A 16462-nucleotide genomic window follows, 5' to 3' on the forward strand; every position below is an offset into this window, starting at 1 on the left:
ACCGGGAGCGTCCACCACACGTCACGGCGCGGGCGGTGCCGGCGGCCGGGCCAGACAGGTCGCGACCGGGTCCTCCACCGAGCACCAGCCCGGCCGCTGCTTCGGCACGTACCCGGACGGCACGCCCCGGTTCGCGATGATCGACCGGTAGGCGGCGACCCCGTCGGTCGGCCGGCGGGTGAGCTTCGGGTCCTTCAGCACGTCCACGGTGTAGAGGCCGAAGCGGGGACGGTAGCTGCCCCACTCGTAGTTGTCGGTGAGGCTCCAGTGGTTGTAGCCCATCACCTTGACGCCGTCGGCGATCGCGCGCTGGATCCAGTAGACGTGGTCGCGCAGATGGTCGGCGCGGGTGTAGCCGTCCGCGCGCGCTTTGCCGTTGTCGGTCGGCATGCCGTTCTCGACGATGTAGACCGGCAGCCTGGGCAGCCGCCGCTGGTAGTTCCTCAGGACGTAATAGAGCCCCTCGGGCTCGGGGTCGATCCGCCAGAACTCCCCGGTGAGGGAGTGCACCGCCGTGGTGTTCTCCAGGTTGGCGCCGTAGTAGTAGTCGACCCCGATGAAGTCGATCTTGTCGGTGATCTGGTTGAACAGGGCGGCGTCGAACAGCCCGTTGAGGACCGAGCCGTAGGCGACGTTGCTGGTGACCGGGGCGCCCGGGTCGACCCGGTGGATCATGTCGTAGGCGGCGCGGTGCGTCCGCAGCAGCGCGTCCCGCATGGTGGCGAGCTGCGCCGGGCTCATCGGGCGGGCGCGCAGCTCGTGGTAGAGGTGCTGGCTCGCCTCGTTGAAGGTGATCCAGATGACGCCCTGCCCCTTGTAGCGGTCCACCAGGAAGCGGGCGTTGCGCAGCCAGTCCGGGCCGGTGCGCGGGTCGTCCCAGCCGCCGCGGTCCGCGATCCAGCCGGGGTACACCCAGTGGTCCAGGGTGAGCATCGGGCGCATGCCGGCGGCGCGGACGCGGCGCACGACGTCGTCGTAGTACGCCAGCTCGCGCGGGTCGCGGACGCCCCGGCGCGGCTCGATCCGGGCCCATTCGAGCGAGGTGCGGAAGACCTTCACGCCGAGCCCCTTGGCGAGGGCGATGTCCTGCGGGTAGCGGTGCCGGAAGTCGACCGAGTCCTTGTAGGGGTCGGTGACGCCGGTGGCCTTCCTGGCGACGTAGCGGGTCCAGTTGCTGTCAGGGAAGGACCCTTCGGACTGGAATCCCGAGGTCGCCACCCCCCACAGGAATCCGGGCGGGATCGCGGGGCGGGCGGCGGCCGCGGGGAGCGCCTGGAACAGCGCGGCGACGAGGACGAGAGCGGACAGGACGGGTGCGGTGCGCGGGCTGTGGCCCCTTCCGGACACCGGGCCTCCCTCTGCCGTGGGGGTAATTCGGATAACAGGCGCGAAAGGGGACGCTGTCAATCCGTGCGGCGTGTCCGGTTCCGGTAACCGGCCGCTACCCGGGCACCGGTTTGAGTAGCGGGCTCCGCTCTCCTACTCAGGAGCCGGAATGTGATCCGGCGCACACTCGCCGCATGAACGCACTCACCCAGCTCAGGGGCACGACGGCCTTCTTCGTCCAGGCGATCATCTCGTTCGTCATCTCGTTCGGCGCGATCGCGGCGGGCATCGCGCTCCTGCCCGCGCCCGTGTGGATCCGCGCCTTCCTGGCGCTCGGCATGCTCTACGTCACGACGTCGACCTTCACGCTCGCCAAGTGCGTGCGGGACCGCCAGGAGGCCGCCCTGCGGCCGGGCCCCGGCGGCCCCGCGGGGGCGCCGCTGCCGCCCGGCGCGCCGTTCACGGAGGCCGCGGGCGGCTCGTGGAGCTGACCGCCCGTGATCGCGGTGACACTTTCGTGATCGGCCCTATCGGGCCGCGGGACGCGCCCCGGAAGGGGGGCGCGAGGAAGAGGGAACAACGGCGTCCGCTCCGGCGGGCGCCTTTTCCGTTACCGCCGAACACCCTCCGTGAATCCGGACAATCCACCATCAAAGACCAGAGAAGACGCCTCGGCCGACGATTGTGTGCGGCATCACAAATCGGTAAACACCCTTCTGGATTGATCAGCTGATATCACGCACCGTAATCACCCTTTCCATGATCACAGGGCGGTCAACTGCGCCGTTCCGATTGCCGTTCCCGGCCCGGCGTGGTTAGCGTGAGCGCCGTTCGTGGCGAAGGGGCCGCGGACACACCGAACAAAGTCCTGCCACCGTTCCGGCACCCCGCCATGGGCCGGGACGGCGCGCCGCAGCCCGGCGCGCGACCGGCGGGACGGCCTCGTCCATGCAGACCAGAGGCATGGAGCCGGGTGCGCGCGCCCGCCGGGGGAACTCCCCGGCACGACACGCTCAGCCCAGCCGAACCCTCCTGAAACCCCGCACTTCGGCTGCCCGGTCGGCAAATCGGCAACATTAGGAGAAATCCTGAACGGCATCCGCACCCCCCTTACCCCCAGGCTGCTTCTGAGCGGCCTCACGGCCGGCTCGGCCGCCCTCACCGGCGTGGTCGTCCTGCCGGTCGCCCCCGCCCACGCGGCCGCGGCGCCCGTCCGCGCGGCCGCCGCCCCCGTGGCCGCGACCAGCATCAGCGCGTCGCGGAAGGCCAGGCAGAAGGCCCGTGCGAGGGCCGCCGTCCGGTACGCCTACAAGCAGATCGGCGACCCCTACCGCTACGGCGGCACCGGCCCGGGCTCCTGGGACTGCTCCGGCCTGGCCGGCGGCTCCTGGCGCAAGGCCGGGGTCAAACTCCCCCGCACCACCCAGCAGATCTACCGGGCCGTCAAGTACAAGGTGAGCTGGAAGGGCGCCGTCGCCGGTGACCTGCTCTTCTTCTACGGCGGCAAGAGCCATGTCGGGATCTACGTGGGCAACGGCTACATGATCCACGCGTCCCGTTCCGGCCGCCCGGTCAAGAAGGTCAAGCTCGGCAGCTACTACAAGCGCAACTTCAGCGGCGCGGTCCGCCCCGGCTACTGACCGTGATCTCGCTCACCGGCCGGCACGGGCCCTGAAAAAGGGCCGTCCGGAGCCGCGATGCGCCCGGCGGGAGGACCTTCGTCCCCTTCCGGGCGCGCCGCGTTTCCGCCGTTCCCCGCAAACTGTGAGCTAGATCACATGAACCAGAAAAGGCGCGGATAACCGCAGGCAGCACGGGGCCCGTCCACTCCCCGCCGACCGCCCGGACCCGGGAAATCTCCCCTCAGATTTGCCAGATATCCCGGCTTATCGCTAGTTTCCTGCCGATCCACCGGCGCATGCCGCCACCCAGACAACAGAACAGCACCATCGACGTGCGGCAGCGGTGATCTCCAGCCCTTCGCCACGCCCGCGTCGACATGCCGTGTCCGTGCAGCCATGAGGCACGGAGCCGGAACACGGCCGCGAGACCCGGTGCCTCCTCCCATGAGCGCCGCCGGAATCGGGCCGCCCGCGAGAACCCCCCGCAGCGCCGAGCGGTACCCCCGCTCGCGCCCGGGCTCGCCCGGTAGGCATCGCCAGCGAGTTCAGGAGTCGTCCTGCATACCCCCCGTACCCCCCTGATCGCCCGTATCGTCCGCAAGCCGTTCGCCGGTGCCCTCGTGGTCACCTCGGCGGCCACGATCGGAGCCTCGCTCCTGGTCGCCGGACCGGTCCAGGCGGCGGCCGCGCCGCAGCAGGCGGCCACGGTGAGCGCTCTGACGAGCGTCTCCAAGGCCCGGGCGGCCAAGCAGAAGTCCCGTGCGAACTACGCCGTCCGCTACGCCTACAAGCAGATCGGCGACCCCTACCGCTACGGCGGCACCGGCCCGGGCTCCTGGGACTGCTCCGGCCTGGCCGGCGGCTCCTGGCGCAAGGCCGGCGTGAAGCTGCCGCGCACCACCCAGCAGATCTACCGCGCCGTCAAGTTCAAGGTGAGCTGGAAGGGCGCCGTCGCCGGCGACCTGCTCTTCTTCTACGGCGGCAAGTCCCACATGGGCATCTACGTCGGCAACGGCTACATGATCCACGCGCCCGGCTCCGGCCGCCGGGTCAAGAAGGTCAAGCTCAACAGCTACTACAAGCGCAACTTCAGCGGCGCCGTCCGCCCCGGTTACTAGAACCGGCGAAAGACGAAGCAGCCCCGGCACCGGTGAGCGGTGCCGGGGCTGCGCCATGTCCGGGGTCACTCCCCGAGCAGGGGGTAGTCGGTGTAGCCGCGGTGGTCGCCGCCGTAGAAGGTCGCCGGGTCCGCCTCGTTGTAGGGACCGCCGGCCTTGATCCGGTCGGGCAGGTCGGGGTTGGCCAGCCACAGCTGCGCGAACGCGACCGCGTCGGCGACGCCCTCGCGCAGCGCGTCCGCCCCGTACTCCGGCCGCGCCGGGAACGACTCCGGCGTCGGGTGCGGGTTGAGGATCAGCGTGCCCGGCCAGGCCGCGCGGATCCGCCGCGTCATCGCCCGGTCGCCCGTCTCCATGACGTGCACGTAGGCCAGGCCGAGCGGCGCGAGCCCGGCGGCCAGCGCCGGGTACAGCTCGGCGGTGTCGCTCTCGGTGATGCCGTTGAGGGTGTTGCCCGGCGACATCCGGAAGCCGACCCGGTCCGCGCCGATCGCGTCGCCGACGGCCCGCGCGACCTCCACCGCGAACCGGATCCGGTTGCGCACCGGGCCGCCGTAGGCGTCGGTGCGGGTGTTGCTGCCGTCGGCGAGGAACTGGTGGATCAGGTAGCCGTTGGCGCCGTGCAGCTCGACGCCGTCGAAACCGGCCGCGATCGCGTTGCGGGCCGCATCGGCGAACTCCGCCACCACCGTCTCGATGTCCTCCGGTGTCATCTCGCGCGGCACCGGGTGCTCCAGCATGCCCTCCGGGGTGAACAGCCGCTCGCCGGACGCGATCGCCGACGGGGCGACCGGCAGCCCGCCGTCGGCGTAAAGGTAGGGGTGCCCGATGCGGCCCGTGTGCATGATCTGCGCGAAGATGACGCCGCCCTCGTCGTGCACCGCGCCGGTCACCCGCCGCCAGGCCGCCACCTGGTCGTCGCTGTGCAGGCCGGGCGTCCAGATGTAGCCCTGGCCGCGCTCGCTCGGCTGCACGCCCTCGGTGATGATCAGCCCGGCGGCGGCGCGCTGGGCGTAGTACTCGGCGGTCAGCCCGGTGACCTGGCCGGCGTCGGCGGCGCGGCTGCGGGTCATCGGCGCCATCACCAGGCGGTTGCGCAGCTCCAGCTTCCCTGCGGTCAGCGGCTCGAACAGCTCTTCCATGACGTCTCCTAGGCCGGTTCTTCTGAGGACGAACCTAGAAAAGGTCGCCTAGGGGCCGAATCCGTAAGGTTTCGGTACCGGGGCACGTAGTTTTGTCCCGTGCTCTACGGGCGGGACGAAGAGAGGCGGCGCATCGCCGCGTTGGTCGGCGAGGCGCGCGACGGCAGCCGCAGCGGTGTCCTGGTGCTGCGGGGCGAGGCCGGCATCGGCAAGTCCGCGCTGCTGGAGTCCGCGGCGTCGGATGCCGCGGGCGTCCGGGTGCTGCGGATCACCGGCTTCGAGGCCGAGTCCGGCATCGCGTTCGCCGGGCTGAACCAGGTGCTGTGGCCGCTGCGCGACCGGCTGGAGGCGCTGCCCGCGCCGCAGGCCACCGCGCTGCGCGGCGCGCTCGGCCTCGCGCAGGCCGGGCCGGACCGGTTCACCGCGGGCCTGGCGCTGCTGACGCTGCTGGCCGACCTCGCCGAGGAGGAGCCGGTGCTCCTGCTCGTCGACGACGCGCAGTGGCTGGATCCCGCGAGCGCCGAGGCGCTGCTGTTCACCGCGCGGCGCCTCGCCGCCGAGCCGGTGACGATGCTGCTCGCCACCCGCGAGGACGGCCTCACCGGCACCGGACTGCCCGAACTGCCGCTCGCCCGCCTGGACGCCGCCGCCGCCGAGGAACTGCTCGCCGCCCGCGACCTGGCGCCCGCGCTGCGCGCGCGCATCGTCGCCGAGGCCGGCGGCAACCCCCTGGCCCTGCTGGAGTTCAGCACCACCGGCCGGAGCCTGCCCGGCGGGGCGATGCCGCTGCCGGTCACCGAACGCGTGCTGGACGCCTACCAAGGGCAGATCGCCGTGCTGCCCGAACGCACCCGGCTGATGCTGCTGATCGCCGCCGCCGAGGGGCGCGGGTACCTGCCGGCGCTGCTCGGCGCGGGCGAGGCGCTCGGCGTCGGCCTGGACGACCTGGAGCCGGCCGAGCAGGCCCGGCTGATCGAGGTCCGCGGGACCGCGATCGGGTTCCGGCACCCGCTGATCCGGTCGGCGGCCTACCTCGGCGCGCCCGCCGGCCGCCGGATCACCGTCCACCAGGCGCTCGCCGAGGCGTCCGAGGACCCCGACTGCGCGACCCGGCACCGCGCGTCCGCCGCGATGGCGCCCGACGAGGGGGTCGCCGCGGCCCTGGACGACGCGGCCGGGCGCGCGCTCTCCCGCGGCGGCCTCGCCAACGCCGCGTCGCTGCGCTACCAGGCGGCGCAGCTGTCCCCGACCCGCGCCGGGAAGGCGGCACGGCTGGTGTCGGCCGCCGAGGCCATGCTGGACACCGGCCTCACCGACGAGGCCGACGACCTGGCCGGGCAGGCCGGCCGGCTCACCGCCGACCCGGCGCAGCAGGCCCGCGTCGCGCGGGTGCGCGCCGCCGTCGAGCACGAGCGCGGCGACCCCGCCGCCGCGGCCCGGATGCTGCTCGCCCACGACGACCCCGGGCTGCTGCGCACCGCCGCGTCCTACGCCTGGACGGCCGGCGAGGACGCCCTCGTCGGCCGCGCCGCCGAGCGCCTGCCCGATGACCTGGGCGTACGCGGCCTGGCGCTGGTCGCGGCCGGCGATCACGCCGCCGGGGTCCCGCTGCTCGCCCGGCTGATCGAGCAGGTCCGCGACACCGACCGGCCGCGCGCGGTGCACGCCGGGCTCGTCATCGGCGCCGACGAGGTCACCCTGGAGCTCGCCGCCGCGCAGGTCGAGCACGACCGCCGGCACGGCCTGATCGGCGCGCTGCCGACCGCGCTGCAGGCCCTGGCCGAGGCCCAGGTCGCCGCCGGGCTGCACGCGGGCGCCGAGGCGGCCCTCGCCGAGGCCGCCGCGCTGGCCCGCGACACCGGCCTCGTGCGCCGCGCCCGCCGGCTGGAGGCGGTGGCGGCCCGGATCGCCGCGATCGAGGGCGACGAGGACCGGCTGCGCGCCCTCGCCGCCGCCGCGCCCGCGTCCCGCGCCGTCGACGCCGCGCACGCCCTGCTCGACCTCGGCGCCGGCCGCTACGACGACGCGCTGCGCCGCCTCGAAGCGACCGGCTCGCACGCCCCCGCCGCCGACCTGGTGGAGGCGGCGGTGCGGCTCGGCGAGCCCGAGCGGGCCCGAAAGGCCGCCGCGCGCTTCGCCGCCTGGGCGCAGGCCGGCGGGCAGCCGTGGGCCCTCGCCGTCGCGGCCCGCAACGAGGCGCTGCTCACCGACGCCGAGGAGCCGTTCCTGCGGGCCGCCGCGCTGCGCCCGACGCGCCCGTTCGAGCGGGCCCGCACCGACCTGCTGCACGGCGAGTGGCTGCGGCGCCACCGCCGCCGCTCCGACGCCCGCGGCCCGCTGCGCGCCGCCCTGGACGCCTTCGAGGCCCTGCGCGCCGCGCCCTGGGCCGAGCGCGCCCGCGCCGAGCTGCGCGCGACCGGCGAGGCCGGCGCCGCCGCCGAGGCCACCGCCCCCGGCCTGCTGGACCGGCTCACCCCGCAGGAGCTGCAGGTCGTCCGCCTGGCCGCCGACGGCACCAGCAGCCGCGAGATCGCCGCCCGGCTGTTCCTCAGCCCCCGCACCGTCGAGTACCACCTGTACAAGGCGTATCCGAAACTCGGCGTCTCGTCGCGCCGCGAACTGTCCCGCCTGCCCTTGGAGGCCCTTGCTTCATGACCGACCCCATGCTCGCCTCGCTGCTCGGCCTCATGGTCGGCGACGCCCTCGGCTCGCAGTTCTTCGTCCCGGCCAACCGCGCCGCCTTCGACGCTCAGGCGCTGCCGCCCGGCCCGTGGGCATGGACCGACGACACCGAGATGGCCGCCTCGCTCCACCTGATCCTGAACCGGTACGGGAAGGTCGACCAGGACGCGCTCGCGGCGAGCTTCGCCGAACGGCACGACTTCGACCGCGGCTACGGGCCCGGCACCAACCGGCTGCTGCGGCTCGTCCGCGAGGGCGGCGACTGGCGCACGCTCGCGCGCGAGTCGTTCGACGGGCAGGGGTCGTGGGGCAACGGCGCCGCGATGCGGGTCGCACCGCTCGGCGCCCGCTTCGCCGCCGACCCGGCCGAGGCGGCGCGGCAGGCCGCGCTGTCGGCCGAGGTGACGCACCCGCACCCCGAGGCTGTCGCGGGCGCGGTCGCCGTCGCGGTGGCGGCGGCGCTGGCCCGCTCCGGCCCGCGCCCCGGGCCGTTCCTGGACGGCGTGCTCGCGCACGTCCCCGCCGGCAAGGTCCGGGACGGCATCGCCGAGGCGCGGCACCTGCTGACGGTCTCCGACCCGTCCGTGGCCGCGTCGGTGCTCGGCAACGGGCGGCAGGTCGCCGCGCACGACACCGTCCCGTTCACGATGTGGGCGGCGGCGCGGCACCTCGGCGACTACGAGGCGGCGTTCTGGACCACCGCGGCGGCGGGCGGCGACATCGACACCACCTGCGCGATCGTCGGCGGCATCGTCGGCTCCCCGCCGGCCGCCTGGCTGGCCGAGTGCGAGCCGCCGCCCGCCTGGGCGCTCACCCCATGATCGCGTAGACGGTGCTGGCGTGCGCGGCGGGCTCGGCCTCGCCCTCGGCGATCAGCGTGATGTCGGCGAACGCCAGCGTCCGGCCGAGCTTGGTCACCGCCGCCTCCACCAGCACGTCCCGGTCCTTGACGGGCCGCTGGAACGTGGTGTTCAGCTGCACCGTCGTCATCGGCACGAACCCGCCCCGCGCCGCCGAGATCGCGATCACCGTGGCGGTGTCGGCGGCGGCCATCATCGCCTGCCCCGACAGCCCGCCGCCCTCCCGGGCCAGCCGCGCCGACCACGGCAGCCGCAGCACCGCCCGGCGCTCCTCGACCTTCTCGACCGTGAGGCCGAGCTCCAGCACCCAGGGCGCGAAGTTGTCGCGCAGGATCTCATCGCCGTCCATGCCGCCATGATGCACGCTGGGGGCATGCGTGAGGAGTTGTTCCTGCCCGCCACCTACGCCGAGGCCGTCCCCTACCCGGCGTTCCGCCGGCTGCGCGCGCAGGAGCCGGTCTGCCGGATCCCCGAGCCCGCCGTCGGCCCCTGGCCCGCCGGGACGGGCTTCTGGGCGGTGTTCCGGCACGCCGACGTCAAGCACGTGCTGCGCTCCCCCGGCCTGTTCTCCTCCCACCTCGGCGCCACCCAGATCCGCGACCCCGACACACCGCAGGACCTGGAGTTCGTCCGGGCGATGATGCTCAACCAGGACCCGCCGGGGCATTCCCGGCTGCGCCGGATCGTCGCGGCCGCGTTCACGCCACGCGCCGTCCGCGCCCTGGAGGCGACGATCGAGGCCCGCGCCCGCGCCCTGATCCGCGGCGCCCGCGGCGACGTCGACTTCGTGGAGCTGGTCGCCGACCTGCCCGTCTGGACGCTCGCGCACATCATGGGCGTGCCCGAGCAGGACCGGCGGCTGCTGTACGACTGGGCGTCCCGGGTGATCGGCTACCAGGACGCCGACTACGCGGACCTGTCCACCGCCGAGGGCCTGACCCCGATGGGCCGCGCGGCGCTGGCCCACCGCCCGGCCTCGCCGACCCACCCCGACGGCCGCCCGGTCAACCCCCGCTCCCGCGCCGCACTGGCCGACATGTTCGCCTACGCCCACGCCCTCGCCGCCCGCGAACCCGCGGGCATCGTCGCGTCCATGCTCGCCCACGGCCTCACCCCGGCCGAGTTCGAGATGACGTTCTTCCTGTTCGCCGTCGCCGGGAACGAGACCCTGCGCAACGGCATCCCCGGCGGCCTGCTCACCCTCCTGGAGCACCCCGCCGAACTGGCCCGGCTGCGCGCGGACCCGTCCCTGCTGCCCTCGGCCGTCGAGGAGATGCTGCGGTACTGGCCGCCGGTCATGGACTTCCGCCGCACCGCGACCACGGACCTCGAACTCGGCGGCCGGAAGATCCGCGCCGGCGACAAGGTGGTCGTCTTCCACGCCTCGGCCAACCGCGACGAGACCGTCTTCACCGACCCGGACCGCTTCGACATCACCCGGAAGCCGAACGACCACCTCAGCTTCGGCTTCGGCCCGCACTTCTGCCTCGGGGCGCACCTGGCCCGCACCCAGATGCGCGCCGTCTTCCGCGAACTGCTGCCGCTCCGCGTCACCCTGGCCGGCCCGCCGGTCCGGCTGGCGTCCAACTTCCAGAACGGCCTGAAGCGCCTGCCCGTCCACCTCGCATGATCGTCCCGGAGGCATATCCGAGATGCGCCCGCCCAGAGCGCCCTCTAGACTCGTGCCGGGCCCGAGATGGGCCCGCAGCATGATCTGTGGTAGCCATGGAGGGCCGGACGATCTCGCCCGGCCACCACCCAGGGTCGCTAGCTCAATTGGCAGAGCTCCGGACTTTTAATCCGTAGGTTGTGGGTTCGAGTCCCACGCGACCCACCCGGCTCGACCAGGGCGAACGCGAAAATGTCGCGTTCGCCCTGCGCCGTCTTTGGGTGTTTCGTTCCCGTGTTTGCTCGATGTTTGCTCGGCGGGCGCAGCCGGGTGTGGTCTCCGGACTCACCTGCTACGCCCTGGCGCTGCGGTGAACGGAGAGCTCGCCTCAAACGCCCATGATCCGGTCGCCGAGCTACTGGCGAGCGGAGTTGGACCGATATAGCCGATTCTAGCAAGCTCTTGTGAGCCGATGGCCGGGACCGCGATTCACCAAGAGTGCGGCTGATTAGCCGATGGCGGTGGTCCGATTGCCATCGACCAGCGCGACCAGCGAGACGTGCTTAGCGCTGACAGCAGCAAGGTGTACCACCTGCGTTGCTGATACGCCGGTCCCAGATATACGGCCCGAAGGTGGACCATCATCCCCTCCAGCCGCAGCTGTATCCAGTTCAGCCCGACGTCAACTCATGCCCTCAACTCTCATCGCTATCAAACACTCGCCGGGATAACCCATAGTCCCGAGGCAGACCATCCGCTACAGAGCGTCATCAGGACTTCGACGGTTCCCAGAGGATGAGTGATCTACATCACAGAAGAAGTGAAACCGATGCTCTGCATCATCAACGCAACGGACTTGACAGCCCCTATCTGAGCAGGTCAAGGCCTCCCTCAGAAAAGATTGTCACACAAAGTAAGCCTTCAGTTGCGGTTGGCCATACCCCTGAAGTCGCGCTCCAGCTTGCCCAGCTTTAACAGTCAGTGCACCATGAGCCGGGAATTTATCCCCGGTCCCGCAGCCTTGCTTGCCGGCTCGCTGCGGGACCGGGCTACCACATGGGCGAAAGGAAGTCTACATGGTCGCGCCATTTTCGCGTACCCTGAAACGAGCTGCGGTCGTGACCACAGCCAGCCTCGTGTCTGCCACCGGCGCGCTGGTGCTGACGAGTTCGCCGGCCTCGGCCGCGACTGTCTGGTGTGGCTCTTGGCTGCAGTACCCCTCGAAGGCCAGCCAGTATGCCGTGGTGCAGGGCACTGAGGCCACGATCGGCACCTACCAGGGGAAGCGGCACTACATGCGTGTGCTCGCCGGCCTGTACAACGGGGAATGGTATGCCTTCGCGAAGGAATACAACGCCGGAGTAGCTGACTTCCTGGCGATGATCTGGGTCAACCGCGGCAACAACGGCATTTACCAGTGTGGCGGATCCGATGGTGGCCCGAAGGTGTACCCGGGATCTTGGCCTTCGGAGGCCTATACCGCTGGCGTGGACTACCCCCATGCCATGAAGGTTCAAGCCAAGATCGATACGTCATCGCCCATCTATGGCCCGGTGGCCTACACATAAGGGCCGGGTTGATAAGGAGCCACCAAAAAGCTGAGTGAATGGGGCAGGGCGACAGGCTTACGGCCTAAGCCCTGCCCTGTTCGAGGCAGGACATATTTCCTTCCGAAGGGAAGGAAGTTGGGAAATATTGATGGGGAAGTCTGCAACATTTTTTAAGACGCTATTCGCCGCAACATTGGTCGCCGTCTCGACGAACTCCTGTTCCCTGTTCTCGGCCAATGATGAGGCATCGAAGGTGACTGCTATACCCACTCCGCGGTCCGCTGCCGAGTTGGTGCTCCCCATCGACGCCTACGAGCTCACGAATGAGCAGTACGCTCAGATTCAAAAAGGTGTCGCTTTTGGCATACGGGATTGCATGAAGCGATATGGCTTTTCAGTGCGCGTCCCAGAAATTAAGATCCCCACCTTTCCGAAGAACGGAGCACGGCTTGCCTGGCTGGGTGACCAGGAGGTCGAAAAATACGGATATCGGGGACGGCCGGGTGTGGCAGAGGAAATGCTCCATGCATCGACCCGAACGGGAACGCCTATCGCCGTTCCTGCCAGGCAGGCGCCTGTACTGAACGGAACGGTGCATGTCTTTAGTGGCAAGCTGGTTCCTCCAGGCGGTTGCGCAGGCGAGATGGAGCGAAGGCTGAGTGGAACAACGCAGATCGGCCAGAGGCAAGAAGATCTGAACACCTTCCATTCTCAGGCCAACTTTCTTGCTCGCGCAGATAATCGCTTCCAGCGAGTGGTGCAGGCTTGGTCGCAATGCATGGCGGCGTACGGGTTCAAGTACGGCGCACTGGACGAGCCCGCTGCAGATCGTAGGTGGAATGCCACGCTCAACAATCAGGAGGACGGCGGTGGAACCGTCAGTGCTCTTGAGATCAAGACGGCGACCGCTGACCTCAAATGTCGCGAGCAGAAGAACGTTTCCGGAGTGCTGTTGGCACTGATCTCCGCTCAAGAAAAGCGAATCATCGAAGAGAAGGGTGAAGTCATTCGTGAGATTTCTACACGACTCAAACTTCGCCTCAAAAACGCAGAAAAGATCATCTCTGGTGCCCACTAAGCATCGCCCCTAGGGGCTTCGGATGGCAGTCATGAACAAGTTGTTCGGCAGGAGCCCTGGCAGCGTTGCTCGGCAATCTATTTCTGAACGGGAAGTTCGGCCCGAGCGTAGAAGGCAGCGGTTTCTGCTATGGATCATCGCTGCAGCAGTGATGATCTCGGCTGTGGGTATCGGCGCCTCGGCGTGGGTCAAATCGCCTCAGCAGTTGGCGGCCGAGGCGGCGCCACCACAGCCCTCGATCATCACAGCAGCTGTTGAGCGGCGTGTGTTGACGCAGAGTGTCATCCTGCGGGGAACAGTTACTGCCGGCAAGTCTATTAAGGTGAACGCCGCCCCGGTGACTGAGGGGAAATCGGTTGTCACGCGAACTCCTGTCCACCAGGGTCAGCAGATCAACGCTGGCAAAGTGGTCGCAGAGATTTCCGGACGTCCGATCATCGCGCTTCACGGCAAGTTCCCTGCGTATCGAGACATTCGTAAAGGTGCGCAGGGGCCTGATGTTCGTCAGTTGCAACTGGCATTGAGAAGGATCGGATATCCGGTGGGCGACCGGGCGGGGCAGTATGGAGCCTCGACCCAGAATGCGGTAGGACGTCTTTTTAAAGACCGAGGTTACGAACCTGCAGTTGAATCTACCAGCGGAGTTTCTCCAAAGAAGGGCACGGACCAAACCCAGGACGACCCGGTTGACAGAGGGCACATGCCGGAGAAGCGAAGCAATTCGATCGTCCGGGCCGGAGAGGTTGTGTTCGTGCCTAGGTTCCCCGCAAGGGTGACGGAGGTCAAAGCCGGTATGGGCGCAGAGGTGACGGGGACCGTGCTGTCCTTGTCCAGTGGCGAACTGGTCGTGCACGGCATAATTTCAGCCGATGACCGAAAGCTGGTATCTCCGCAAAAACGGGTTTCCATCTTCGATGAAGAATATGGCGCTGATATCAACGGTCATGTGGCATCCGTTGGCTCTTTCAGTAAGGGTGACGCAAAGGCCGTTACGCAAGAAGGCGGAACTGATGGTGTCGGATCCCAGCCTGGTTACCCGATCGTCGTGCACAGTGACCACTCCTTGCCTGAACGGCTAGCGGGAATGGACGTGCGTCTGACGATCGAGACCGCATCGACCGAAGGCCCCGTGTTGGTCGTGCCTTCTTCGGCAATCTTCGCTAATGCTGACGGCAGCACCCGTGTCATCAAGGTCGTGGAAGGCGGAAGGCAGCAGCAGGTCAATGTGCAGTCGGGGCCCTCTAGCGGTGGGTTCGTCGCGGTGGAATCTGAGGAATTGTCAGAAAGCGACCGCGTGATGGTAGGAAAATGACCGCCCTTGAATGTCCTGTACTTCATTTCCAGGATGTTGAACTGGTCTACAAGGGTCCGCCATCGGTAACCGCCCTGCACCCGTTCAATCTGGCCGTCAGGCGCGGAGAGTACGTCACAGTCATCGGCCCGTCGGGTTCAGGAAAGTCCTCATTCCTAAACGTCGTAGGACTATTGGATCGGCCTACCAGCGGAACCTACCGCCTCGACGGAATCGACGCCGGTAGGCTGAGTGAACGTGACCGCACTGCCCTGCGAGGACGCAGGATCGGATTCGTTTTCCAAGCATTCAACCTCCTGGCGCATCGCAGCGCCTTGGAGAACGTCATGTTGTCGCTTCTGTACACCGGCGTTGCACGAAAGACCCGGCGGACACAAGCGATCGACATGCTCTACCAGGTGGGCCTGGGACATCGAATCAATTCCCTGACCAGCCAGATGTCCGGTGGTGAGCGACAGCGGGTAGCGATAGCCAGGGCACTGGTGAACCGTCCTTCATTGCTCCTGTGCGATGAGCCGACAGGAAACCTGGACTCCGTCTCCGCCGCTGCAGTCCTTGAACTGGTCGACGGGTTGCATGCCGAGGGATTCACCATTGTCGTGGTAACCCATGACCCCGATGTGGCCGCCCGGGGCGAGCGAAGCCTGGTCATCAAAGACGGGCACCTCACTGAGGCCGCGAAGACAGACGACCGTCAGCGCGTCGGCCGGCACCCTGCCTCGTTCAGCACAGGATCGGAGTAGAAGGCCGTGCCACGAGCAGCACATCCTGTCAGGCGGGGACGGCTCAGGGCCCAGCGCGCAACACGGCCGGTGGAGCCCACCCGGCTGCGGTTTTACGATGCCGTGCAAGAAGCATCCGCTGCGATGTTCGCACGTCCCGGCCGCGTCGTGCTGACAACACTGGGGACCCTCTTGGGAGTGGCGGCTTTCGTAACGGTACTGGGACTGACTGCCACAGCCAGCGGCCAGATTTCCTCGCGCTTCACAGCGCTGGCCGCAACAGAGGTCACCGTAGAGGACTCACCTGACAAACACGATGCCAACGATGTGGGATTCCCCGCTGACGCAGAGCGCCGGCTTACCGCCCTCAACGGCGTTCAGGCTGCGGGGATTTTTTGGCAGCCGTCGATCACTGGAAATGAGGATGCCGCGCTTGTCAGCGCCCGGCCACCTTCTTTGGGCAGTGAGGAGGGTGAACCCCTCACGATCATGGCCGCCTCGCCAGGATTTCTGAAGGCCGCTCGAGCCCAGGTCAAATCCGGTCGCCTCTACGACAACTTCCATGAGGAGTCGAAGCAGCAAGTGGCTCTCCTGGGGAAGGCGGCGGCTACCCGGCTGGGAATTGATCGAGTGGACGTCCAACCTGCCATCTTCATCGGTGACAAACCCTTCACCGTCATCGGCATTATCAACGATGTTCAACGGCAACCCGACATCCTTCTCAGCGTCATCGTCCCGAACACCACTGCCATGAGGGCGTGGGGCAATCCCGGCTCCGGCAACGGATCTAACGTGAAGGCTCTGATCGAGACGCGGCTGGGCGCGGCACAACTTGTCGCTCGCCAGGCAGCACCAGCCCTTCGCCCTGACCAGCCGGAACGCTTCAAAGTCATCGCTCCGCCTGACCCAAAGCAATTGAAGCAACAAGTCAACACTGACCTGGAATCACTGTTCCTTGCGCTTGCTGTGATCTGCCTGATCATCGGGGCCGTCGGCATCGCCAACACAACACTGATCGCAGTACTGGAACGTACCGCTGAAATCGGCTTGCGTCGTTCACTAGGCGCTCGAAGACTGCACATCGCATTCCAGTTTCTGTGCGAGTCGGCAACGCTCGGACTCTTGGGGGGACTCGTTGGCACAAGCATAGGAGTCATGACGGTAGTCGGCGTGGCAATAGCACGCGAATGGACGGCAATCCTCGAACCGGCGACCGTCTTGCCAGCGCCTCTTATAGGTGCGGTGACAGGACTCCTCGCGGGCTTCTACCCAGCATGGCGCGCCTCTCGCATCGAGCCGGTGGAGGCTCTCCGACGCTGACCATAATTCATTTCCAACGATCAATGCCCTGTGCGAGGTTCGCGGCTCCACTGCGACCCTTCACCTTTGAACTGCACCCTTATCTCCCTGTATTACACCTGCTGAAGCGCTGATCTACGAG

14 protein-coding genes and 1 tRNA gene are annotated in these 16462 nt (G+C 68.6%); 12 read left to right on the forward strand and 3 right to left on the reverse strand.

Annotated features, from left to right (window positions below):
- Nucleotides 1-21: 21 nt before the first annotated feature.
- Nucleotides 22-1347, reverse strand: coding sequence for a family 1 glycosylhydrolase (locus ACRB68_RS12805; RefSeq protein ID WP_328594135.1), 1326 nt, complete (start codon nt 1345-1347; stop codon nt 22-24).
- A 173-nt stretch (nt 1348-1520) separates the two neighbouring features.
- On the opposite strand from ACRB68_RS12805, the gene ACRB68_RS12810 reads away from it, so the two are divergent.
- The 3 genes from ACRB68_RS12810 (at nt 1521) to ACRB68_RS12820 (ending at nt 4066) form a co-directional block, all read left to right on the forward strand.
- Nucleotides 1521-1817: a YiaA/YiaB family inner membrane protein gene (locus ACRB68_RS12810; RefSeq protein ID WP_153532733.1), complete on the forward strand. Its 297-nt coding sequence runs from the start codon at nt 1521-1523 to the stop codon at nt 1815-1817.
- Between the two features lie 675 nt (nt 1818-2492).
- On the forward strand, nt 2493-2966 hold the full coding sequence (locus ACRB68_RS12815; RefSeq protein WP_328594137.1) for a C40 family peptidase: 474 nt from the start codon (nt 2493-2495) through the stop codon (nt 2964-2966).
- A gap of 602 nt (nt 2967-3568) precedes the next feature.
- Nucleotides 3569-4066, forward strand: a complete 498-nt coding sequence (locus ACRB68_RS12820) for a C40 family peptidase (RefSeq protein WP_328594138.1) — start codon at nt 3569-3571, stop codon at nt 4064-4066.
- 65 nt (nt 4067-4131) lie between these two features.
- Here the strand turns inward: ACRB68_RS12820 and ACRB68_RS12825 are convergent, their stop codons facing one another.
- Nucleotides 4132-5208 carry an alkene reductase gene (locus ACRB68_RS12825; protein WP_153532734.1) on the reverse strand — a complete coding sequence of 359 codons (1077 nt, stop codon included), beginning with the start codon at nt 5206-5208 and terminating at the stop codon, nt 4132-4134.
- A gap of 99 nt (nt 5209-5307) precedes the next feature.
- On the opposite strand from ACRB68_RS12825, the gene ACRB68_RS12830 reads away from it, so the two are divergent.
- Together ACRB68_RS12830 and ACRB68_RS12835 are read left to right on the forward strand one after the other, a co-directional pair.
- Entirely contained in the window at nt 5308-7863 is a 2556-nt protein-coding gene (locus ACRB68_RS12830; protein WP_328594139.1) for an ATP-binding protein, read from the forward strand.
- A complete protein-coding gene (locus ACRB68_RS12835) occupies nt 7860-8711 on the forward strand; it encodes an ADP-ribosylglycohydrolase family protein (RefSeq protein WP_153532735.1) in 852 nt (283 codons plus the stop codon). The genes ACRB68_RS12830 and ACRB68_RS12835 overlap by 4 nt, the downstream gene beginning before the upstream one ends.
- On the opposite strand, the gene ACRB68_RS12840 is transcribed toward ACRB68_RS12835, so the two are convergent.
- Nucleotides 8701-9099, reverse strand: coding sequence for a PaaI family thioesterase (locus ACRB68_RS12840; protein WP_153532736.1), 399 nt, complete (start codon nt 9097-9099; stop codon nt 8701-8703). The two genes, ACRB68_RS12835 and ACRB68_RS12840, sit on opposite strands and share 11 nt — an antisense overlap.
- 24 nt (nt 9100-9123) lie before the next feature.
- On the opposite strand from ACRB68_RS12840, the gene ACRB68_RS12845 reads away from it, so the two are divergent.
- The 7 genes from ACRB68_RS12845 (at nt 9124) to ACRB68_RS12875 (ending at nt 16341) form a co-directional block, all read left to right on the forward strand.
- Nucleotides 9124-10380, forward strand: a complete 1257-nt coding sequence (locus ACRB68_RS12845; RefSeq protein ID WP_153532737.1) for a cytochrome P450 — start codon at nt 9124-9126, stop codon at nt 10378-10380.
- Between the two features lie 131 nt (nt 10381-10511).
- Nucleotides 10512-10584: transfer RNA gene (locus ACRB68_RS12850), tRNA-Lys, on the forward strand.
- A gap of 893 nt (nt 10585-11477) precedes the next feature.
- On the forward strand, nt 11478-11927 hold the full coding sequence (locus tag ACRB68_RS12855; RefSeq protein ID WP_153532738.1) for a hypothetical protein: 450 nt from the start codon (nt 11478-11480) through the stop codon (nt 11925-11927).
- Between the two features lie 130 nt (nt 11928-12057).
- Nucleotides 12058-12987, forward strand: a complete 930-nt coding sequence (locus ACRB68_RS12860) for a hypothetical protein (protein ID WP_153532739.1) — start codon at nt 12058-12060, stop codon at nt 12985-12987.
- A 31-nt stretch (nt 12988-13018) separates the two neighbouring features.
- Nucleotides 13019-14299 (forward strand): peptidoglycan-binding domain-containing protein, encoded by a 1281-nt coding sequence (locus ACRB68_RS12865; RefSeq protein ID WP_194293294.1) that lies wholly within the window; start codon nt 13019-13021, stop codon nt 14297-14299.
- Nucleotides 14296-15042: an ABC transporter ATP-binding protein gene (locus ACRB68_RS12870; protein ID WP_153532741.1), complete on the forward strand. Its 747-nt coding sequence runs from the start codon at nt 14296-14298 to the stop codon at nt 15040-15042. Before ACRB68_RS12865 ends, ACRB68_RS12870 begins: the two co-directional genes overlap by 4 nt.
- 123 nt (nt 15043-15165) lie before the next feature.
- On the forward strand, nt 15166-16341 hold the full coding sequence (locus ACRB68_RS12875) for an ABC transporter permease (RefSeq protein WP_153532742.1): 1176 nt from the start codon (nt 15166-15168) through the stop codon (nt 16339-16341).
- The last annotated feature ends 121 nt before the right edge of the window (nt 16342-16462 follow it).

The organism is Actinomadura macrotermitis, from assembly GCF_009604375.1.
In the GTDB taxonomy this organism is placed as follows: Bacteria; Actinomycetota; Actinomycetes; order Streptosporangiales; family Streptosporangiaceae; genus Spirillospora; species Spirillospora macrotermitis.

Bases quoted from the DNA above. Each gene is read 5' to 3' on its own strand.
- ACRB68_RS12810 (WP_153532733.1), top strand. From the start codon at position 1,521: ATGAACGCACTCACCCAGCTCAGGGGCACGACGGCCTTCTTCGTCCAG.
- ACRB68_RS12825 (WP_153532734.1), bottom strand. From the start codon at position 5,208: ATGGAAGAGCTGTTCGAGCCGCTGACCGCAGGGAAGCTGGAGCTGCGC.
- ACRB68_RS12835 (WP_153532735.1), top strand. From the start codon at position 7,860: ATGACCGACCCCATGCTCGCCTCGCTGCTCGGCCTCATGGTCGGCGAC.
- ACRB68_RS12840 (WP_153532736.1), bottom strand. From the start codon at position 9,099: ATGGACGGCGATGAGATCCTGCGCGACAACTTCGCGCCCTGGGTGCTG.
- ACRB68_RS12845 (WP_153532737.1), top strand. From the start codon at position 9,124: ATGCGTGAGGAGTTGTTCCTGCCCGCCACCTACGCCGAGGCCGTCCCC.
- ACRB68_RS12860 (WP_153532739.1), top strand. From the start codon at position 12,058: ATGGGGAAGTCTGCAACATTTTTTAAGACGCTATTCGCCGCAACATTG.
- ACRB68_RS12865 (WP_194293294.1), top strand. From the start codon at position 13,019: ATGAACAAGTTGTTCGGCAGGAGCCCTGGCAGCGTTGCTCGGCAATCT.
- ACRB68_RS12870 (WP_153532741.1), top strand. From the start codon at position 14,296: ATGACCGCCCTTGAATGTCCTGTACTTCATTTCCAGGATGTTGAACTG.
- ACRB68_RS12875 (WP_153532742.1), top strand. From the start codon at position 15,166: ATGTTCGCACGTCCCGGCCGCGTCGTGCTGACAACACTGGGGACCCTC.